This window comes from Streptomyces megasporus (assembly GCF_000718985.1).
In the GTDB taxonomy this organism is placed as follows: domain Bacteria; phylum Actinomycetota; class Actinomycetes; order Streptomycetales; family Streptomycetaceae; genus Streptomyces; species Streptomyces megasporus.
The window spans coordinates 145,154-151,601 of record NZ_JODL01000009.1; the positions used below are offsets into that span (position 1 = coordinate 145,154).

At 69.8% G+C, this 6,448-nt stretch carries 7 protein-coding genes; 5 read left to right on the top strand and 2 right to left on the bottom strand.

Annotation, left to right across the window (positions count from 1 at the left end; all coding sequences use genetic code 11):
* The first annotated feature begins 6 nt into the window (after window positions 1-6).
* Together dapB and IF47_RS0110825 are read left to right on the top strand one after the other, a co-directional pair.
* On the top strand, window positions 7-759 hold the full coding sequence (gene dapB, locus IF47_RS0110820) for a 4-hydroxy-tetrahydrodipicolinate reductase (RefSeq protein ID WP_031508391.1): 753 nt from the start codon (window positions 7-9) through the stop codon (window positions 757-759).
* A gap of 5 nt (window positions 760-764) precedes the next feature.
* The gene (locus IF47_RS0110825; protein WP_031508393.1) at window positions 765-1,235 is read left to right on the top strand and encodes a hypothetical protein; all 471 of its coding nucleotides are present in this window, start codon (window positions 765-767) and stop codon (window positions 1,233-1,235) included.
* 222 nt (window positions 1,236-1,457) lie between these two features.
* On the opposite strand, the gene IF47_RS0110830 is transcribed toward IF47_RS0110825, so the two are convergent.
* Entirely contained in the window at window positions 1,458-2,012 is a 555-nt protein-coding gene (locus IF47_RS0110830; protein WP_031508395.1) for a hypothetical protein, read from the bottom strand.
* 51 nt (window positions 2,013-2,063) lie between these two features.
* A complete protein-coding gene (locus IF47_RS0110835; protein ID WP_031508397.1) occupies window positions 2,064-2,303 on the bottom strand; it encodes a hypothetical protein in 240 nt (79 codons plus the stop codon).
* Window positions 2,304-2,617: 314 nt separating this feature from the next.
* Here IF47_RS0110835 and thyX point away from each other — a divergent pair, with 314 nt between their 5' ends.
* The 3 genes from thyX (at window position 2,618) to IF47_RS0110850 (ending at window position 6,179) form a co-directional block, all read left to right on the top strand.
* A complete protein-coding gene (gene thyX, locus IF47_RS0110840) occupies window positions 2,618-3,310 on the top strand; it encodes an FAD-dependent thymidylate synthase (RefSeq protein WP_245641077.1) in 693 nt (230 codons plus the stop codon).
* Window positions 3,311-3,488: 178 nt separating this feature from the next.
* Window positions 3,489-4,388 carry a 4-hydroxy-tetrahydrodipicolinate synthase gene (dapA, locus tag IF47_RS0110845; RefSeq protein ID WP_031508399.1) on the top strand — a complete coding sequence of 300 codons (900 nt, stop codon included), beginning with the start codon at window positions 3,489-3,491 and terminating at the stop codon, window positions 4,386-4,388.
* A gap of 105 nt (window positions 4,389-4,493) precedes the next feature.
* Window positions 4,494-6,179 (top strand): ribonuclease J, encoded by a 1,686-nt coding sequence (locus IF47_RS0110850; protein ID WP_031508400.1) that lies wholly within the window; start codon window positions 4,494-4,496, stop codon window positions 6,177-6,179.
* The last annotated feature ends 269 nt before the right edge of the window (window positions 6,180-6,448 follow it).

The window sequence follows — 6,448 nt, forward strand, 5'->3', positions numbered from 1 at the left end:
ACGCACATGAGCAAGCTCCGCGTAGCAGTCCTCGGCGCCAAGGGCCGGATCGGCTCCGAGGCCGCGCGCACGGTGGAGAGCGCCGACGACATGGAGCTCGTCGCCGCCCTGGACAAGGGCGACAAGCTGGAGGAGCTCACCGAGGCGGGCGCCCGGGTCGCGATCGACCTGACCCACCCCGATTCGGTGATGGACAACCTCGAGTACTGCGTCGGCCACGGCATCCACGCGGTCGTCGGCACCACCGGCTGGACCGAGGAACGGTTCGACAGGCTCCGCGGCCTGCTGGAGGCGTCCCCGGGCACCGGTGTGCTGGTCGCGCCGAACTTCTCCATCGGCGCCGTCCTGACCATGCGCTTCGCACAGCAGGCCGCCCGTTTCTTCGAGTCGGTCGAGGTCGTCGAGCTGCACCACCCGAACAAGGCCGACGCCCCTTCCGGCACCGCCACCCGCACCGCGCAGCTCATCGCCGCGGCGCGGGCCGAGGCGGGTCGCCCCCCGCAGCCGGACGCCACCACCTCCGCCCTCGACGGCGCCCGCGGCGCGGACGTGGACGGGGTGCCGGTGCACGCGGTGCGGCTGCGCGGACTCCTGGCCCACCAGGAGGTGCTGTTCGGCGACACCGGTGAGACCCTCACCATCCGCCACGACTCGCTGCACCACAGCTGCTTCATGCCGGGCATCCTGCTGGGCGTGCGGCGCGTGGTCGACACGCCCGGCCTCACCGTGGGGCTCGAGCACTTCCTGGATCTGGACTGACGACCATGGGCGGAAAGATCACCTACGCCTTCCTCGCCACCGCGCTGGTTCTCGTCTTCGCGGTGGTGGGCCTCCAGGGCGTGCTGCTGCTGAGGACGGGCGAGCCCGCCGCCATGGGGCTGGGGGTGGTGGCCTTCGTGCTGCCGTGTGTCGGTGCCTGGTTCCTGTGGCACAACACCCGCTTCGCCCGCGACGCCAACCGGCTGGCGAGGGAGCTGGAGGACGAGGGCGGACTGCCCGAGGACGCGCCCGCCAGGACGCCGGGCGGACGCGTCGACCGGGCGACGGCCGACGAGATCTTCGCCCGACGCAAGCGGGAGACCGAGGCCACGCCGGACGACTGGCGGTGCTGGTTCAGGCTGGCCGTCGCCTACCACGACGCCCGTGACACCCCGCGCGCCCGCAAGGCCATGCAGCGGGCCATCGCCCTCCACGACGGCAGGCCCGTGCCGGACGCGCGGAAGTCCGCCGCCTGACATCCCCGTATCGGCCGGCCCTTCGACGCCGGCGGCGTCCGGCGCTTCTCCGGACACCACGACACGTGGCCCTGCCGATCGGGGCCGGTCCGAACCGATCGAGTCACAAGCTGGTCCGTGTGGACGCTCGGCCGGAGTCCTCCGGTCGAGCGTCCTCGCTTTCCGAGACCGCGCGGCCCCGGCCCGTGGGCTGCGGCGGGTGCCACGCGGACCCTTGGGCGGCTACAGCGGGCGGCGGTACTCCGCGGCCCAGGCCTCCACCACGTCCGCGGCGCGGTCGAACGCCTCCGACCGGGCCAGGAAGTCGGCGTTGTGGTCGGTGAGCACCGTCCGCAGGGCCTCCCGGCCCCGGGGCTCGACGAGCAGGGCCTGCCCCTGCACGGTGCGCGGCATGCCGAGCCACTTCACCGGCTGCTGCACGGTCCGTACGGCGGCCACGTTCCGCCAGGCCAGCGTCGTCGTCGAGAACAGCCCCACCTGACGTATCCCGTGGGCGGAGACCCACACCCCCAGGCGCAGCAGGCGCAGCGCGTACGCGATCACCAGCACCGCGCCGACCAGGCACACGACCGCCTCGGCGAGGGTGCCCGCCATGGCGATGATCAGGGTGGACAGCAGCATGTAGGAGGCGAGCAGCAACAGCAGCGCCGCCCCGCCGACCCGCCAGGGGCCGGGGCGGTAGGGACGCCGCCACCGCTCGCGATCCTCATACGGCAGAGGCGTGTCCGACGGGGCGGTGTCCAGCTCGCCGTCGACTGTCAGGAAGTGCAGGGGCACGGGATCCTCGCTCATGGGCGCGGTCGGTGGGGCCTGTGAGCGAGGAGATTATCAGCGGCTCTCCGCGGCGGTGGGCCGGTCCGGCCCGTCGTCGAGGGGGTCGGGCGTTTCCAGGGCGGGGACCCCGAGCAGCAGCGAGCCGACGAGCCCGGCGACCACCACCAGCCCCAGCAGTACGCGACTCAGTATCTCGGAGCGCGTGGGACGCCGGCGCGGGGGCACGACGTTGCTGCGGAAGTGCTCGGACTCGGCGACAAAGGCGAAGGGCACGGACTCCTCGCGACGACCCATGTGCGGCGGCTCCTCGGAACGACGATCTGTGCTTCCGTACGGGGAACGTCCGATCGTTCGGCAAAGTGCCCGATTTCGGATGCTTGCAGCAAAATATCAGCGGCTCCGCCGGCGCCCGGAGCCGGACACCGCACGTGTACGCCGCATGTCGGACACGGCGCTCGTGCCCCGTGTGTCAGGTGCCGTGTGCCGGACACCGCGTGTCGGGCACGGACCGCCGTCGCCATAGGCTTGTGCACCGCCCCAGAACCGATGTGGCACGACTGGAAGGAATCCCGGTGTCCGACGCCCCCGATCTCCGCTTCCGCAGCGACATGACCGTCGAGCTGGTCAAACACTCCGCCGCCGACACCGACGTGCTGTGGGCGGCGCGGGTCTCCACCGCGGGCGAGCAGTCGCTGGACGAGCTGGAGAAGGACCCGGAGCGCTCCAAGGGCCTGATCAACTTCCTGATGCGCGACCGGCACGGCAGTCCGTTCGAGCACAACTCGATGACCTTCTTCATCAGCGCGCCGATCTTCGTCTTCCGCGAGTTCCACCGCCACCGGGCGGGGTGGTCCTACAACGAGGAGTCCGGCCGCTACCGGGAGCTGGAGCCCGTCTTCTACGTCCCGGACGCCTCCCGCAAGCTGGTGCAGGAAGGGCGCCCGGGCAAGTACCGCTTCGTCGAGGGCACCGCGGAGCAGCACCGGAGCGTCACCGAGTCCCTGGAGACCTCGTACCGGCGTTCCTACGAGGCGTACCAGGAGATGCTGGACGCCGGCGTCGCCCGGGAAGTGGCCCGCGCGGCCCTTCCCGTCGGCCTGTACTCCTCGATGTACGCCACCTGCAACGCTCGCTCGCTGATGCACTTCCTGGGGCTGCGCACCCGGCACGAACTGGCGAAGGTCCCCTCCTTCCCGCAGCGGGAGATCGAGATGGTCGCCGAGCGGATGGAGGCGCACTGGGCGAGGCTCATGCCCCTCACGTACGAGGCGTTCAACGCCAATGGGCGAGTCGCCCCGTAGTCGCCCCACAGGGGCGAGGCCAATCCGGAAGATGTCCGGATTGCGGCTTGCGCATTGGTTCGTCTAGGCTCGTGTTACGGACCCGGCACTGTCTGAACCCCCGAGCGGACAGTGTCGGGCTCCACATCCGGCCTCCCGAGGGAGCACCGCACCGCAGGCTGCGAGTAGCGTGGGACCCATGGCTCCGACCTCCACACCGCAGACGCCCTTCGGGCGGGTCCTGACCGCGATGGTCACGCCGTTCACAGCGGACGGCGACCTCGACCTCGACGGCGCGCAGCAGCTCGCCGTGCACCTGGTGGACGCCGGCAACGACGGCCTCATCGTCAACGGCACCACCGGCGAGTCCCCGACCACCAGGGACGAGGAGAAAGCCCGTCTCGTCCGCGCCGTGGTCGAGGCGGTCGGAGACCGGGCCCACGTCGTCGCCGGAGCCGGCACCAACGACACTCGGCACAGTGTGGAACTGGCCCGCGCGGCCGAACGGGCGGGTGCCCACGGCCTGCTGGCCGTCACGCCGTACTACAGCAAGCCCCCGCAGGAGGGCCTGTACCGCCACTTCACCGCCATCGCCGACGCCACCGATTTGCCGGTCATGCTCTACGACATCCCCGGCCGCAGCGGTGTCCCCATCAACACCGAGACCATCGTCCGGCTGGCCGAGCACCCGCGGATCGTCGCCAACAAGGACGCCAAGGGCGATCTGGGCCGCGCGAGCTGGGCCATCGCCACCAGCGGACTCGCCTGGTACAGCGGTGACGACATGCTCAACCTCCCGCTGCTGTCCGTCGGGGCCATCGGCTTCGTCTCGGTCGTCGGCCACGTCGTCGCGCCCGAACTGCGTGCGATGCTGGACGCGCATCTGAGCGGCGATGTCGCCAAGGCGACGGAGATCCACCAGAAGCTGCTGCCGGTCTTCACCGGCATGTTCCGCACCCAGGGCGTGATCACCACCAAGGCCGCCCTCGCCCTCCAGGGCCTGCCCGCGGGACCGCTGCGGCTGCCGCTCGTCGAGCTGTCCCCCGAGGAGACCGAGCAGCTCAAGCGCGATCTCGCGGCCGGCGGGGTACAGCTCTGAGACACAGACTTCACAACTACATACGGACCGACAACTGCAAGTGCACGACGATCGCGCGCCACGTGCCCCCGCGGGGCGCGTGGCGCGCGTGGTGAGGAGAGACTTTTGAGCCATCCGCATCCCGAACTCGGCCCACCGCCGCCGCTCCCCAAGGGAGGCCTGCGTGTCACGCCCCTGGGGGGCCTGGGCGAGATCGGCCGCAACATGACCGTCTTCGAGTACGACGGCAGGCTGCTCATCGTCGACTGCGGCGTCCTCTTCCCCGAGGAGGAGCAGCCCGGCGTCGACCTGATCCTCCCGGACTTCAGCCACGTACGGGACAGGCTGGACGACATCGACGGCATCGTCCTGACCCACGGGCACGAGGACCACATCGGCGGTGTCCCGTTCCTCCTGCGGGAGAAGCCCGACATCCCGTTGATCGGTTCCAAGCTCACGCTGGCCCTGATCGAGGCCAAGCTCCAGGAACACCGCATCCGGCCGTACACCCTCGAGGTGGCCGAGGGGAACCGCGAGCGCATCGGCCCCTTCGACTGCGAGTTCGTGGCGGTCAACCACTCCATCCCGGACGCCCTGGCGGTCGCCATCCGCACTCCGGCGGGCATGGTCGTGCACACCGGCGACTTCAAGATGGACCAGCTTCCGCTGGACCACCGCCTGACCGACCTGCCCACCTTCGCGCGTCTGGGCGAGGAGGGCATCGACCTGCTGCTGTCGGACTCCACCAACGCCGAGGTGCCCGGCTTCACCCCGCACGAGCGCGACATCTCGCAGGTGCTCCGCCAGGTCTTCGCGGGGGCGCAGAAGCGCATCATCGTGGCGAGCTTCGCCAGCCACGTCCACCGCATCCAGCAGATCCTCGACGCGGCCCACGAGTACGGTCGACGTGTCGCCTTCGTCGGCCGGTCGATGGTGCGCAACATGGGCATCGCCCGCGACCTGGGCTACCTCAGGGTGCCTGCCGGTCTCGTCGTCGACGTCAAGACCCTGGATGACCTGCCGGACGACGAGGTGGTGCTCGTCTGCACGGGCTCCCAGGGCGAGCCGATGGCCGCGCTTTCGCGCATGGCCAACCGTGACCACCAGATCCGCATCGTCCCCGGCGACACGGTGATCCTCGCCTCTTCCCTGATCCCCGGCAACGAGAACGCGGTCTACCGGGTCATCAACGGGCTGACCCGGTGGGGCGCCAACGTCGTCCACAAGGGCAACGCCAAGGTGCACGTCTCGGGCCACGCCTCGGCGGGCGAGTTGCTGTACTTCTACAACATCTGCAAGCCGAAGAACCTGATGCCCGTCCACGGGGAGTGGCGCCACCTGCGTGCCAACGCGGAGCTGGGCGCGTTGACCGGTGTGCCCAAGGACCACATCGTCATCGCGGAGGACGGCGTGGTGGTCGACCTGGTCGACGGCAGGGCCAAGATCGTCGGAAAGGTGCAGGCGGGGTACGTCTACGTCGACGGCCTCTCCGTCGGGGACATCACCGAGACCTCGCTGAAGGACCGCCGCATCCTGGGCGAGGAGGGCATCATCTCGATCTTCGTGGTGGTGGACAGCAGCACCGGCAAGATCACGGGTGGCCCGCACATCCAGGCCCGGGGCTCCGGCATCGACGACAGCGACTTCGAGTCGGTGATCCCCAAGATCGACGAGGCCCTGTCCAAGGCGGCCCAGGACGGCATCTCGGAGCCCCACCAACAGCAGCAGCTCATCCGTCGGGCAGTGGGCAGGTGGGTGTCGGACAACTACCGTCGCCGCCCCATGATCCTGCCTGTGGTCGTGGAGGTCTGAGGCTCAACCGCGGTGTGGGCGCCCGGATTTGCATCCGGGCGCCCTGCTCCAGTACGTTTGGGGCTCCGCCGAGATGGGAACCGGAAGAAGTCTTGCACCGGTGACCATCGCAAGCCGGAATCGGTGAATGGGCCGGAAACGGACTCCAAAATGATTCTGGTAAGGTTGGAAACAGCGAAGGGAAGCGCCCGGAGGGGCCCCGAGGAGGGGTGTCGAAGGAAGCGTCCGTTCCTTGAGAACTCAACAGCGTGCCAAAAGTCAACGCCAGA

Coding starts and splice junctions, on each gene's coding strand:
- dapB (WP_031508391.1), top strand. CDS start 7: ATGAGCAAGCTCCGCGTAGCAGTCCTCGGCGCCAAGGGCCGGATCGGC.
- IF47_RS0110825 (WP_031508393.1), top strand. CDS start 765: ATGGGCGGAAAGATCACCTACGCCTTCCTCGCCACCGCGCTGGTTCTC.
- IF47_RS0110835 (WP_031508397.1), bottom strand. CDS start 2,303: ATGGGTCGTCGCGAGGAGTCCGTGCCCTTCGCCTTTGTCGCCGAGTCC.
- thyX (WP_245641077.1), top strand. CDS start 2,618: ATGACCGTCGAGCTGGTCAAACACTCCGCCGCCGACACCGACGTGCTG.
- dapA (WP_031508399.1), top strand. CDS start 3,489: ATGGCTCCGACCTCCACACCGCAGACGCCCTTCGGGCGGGTCCTGACC.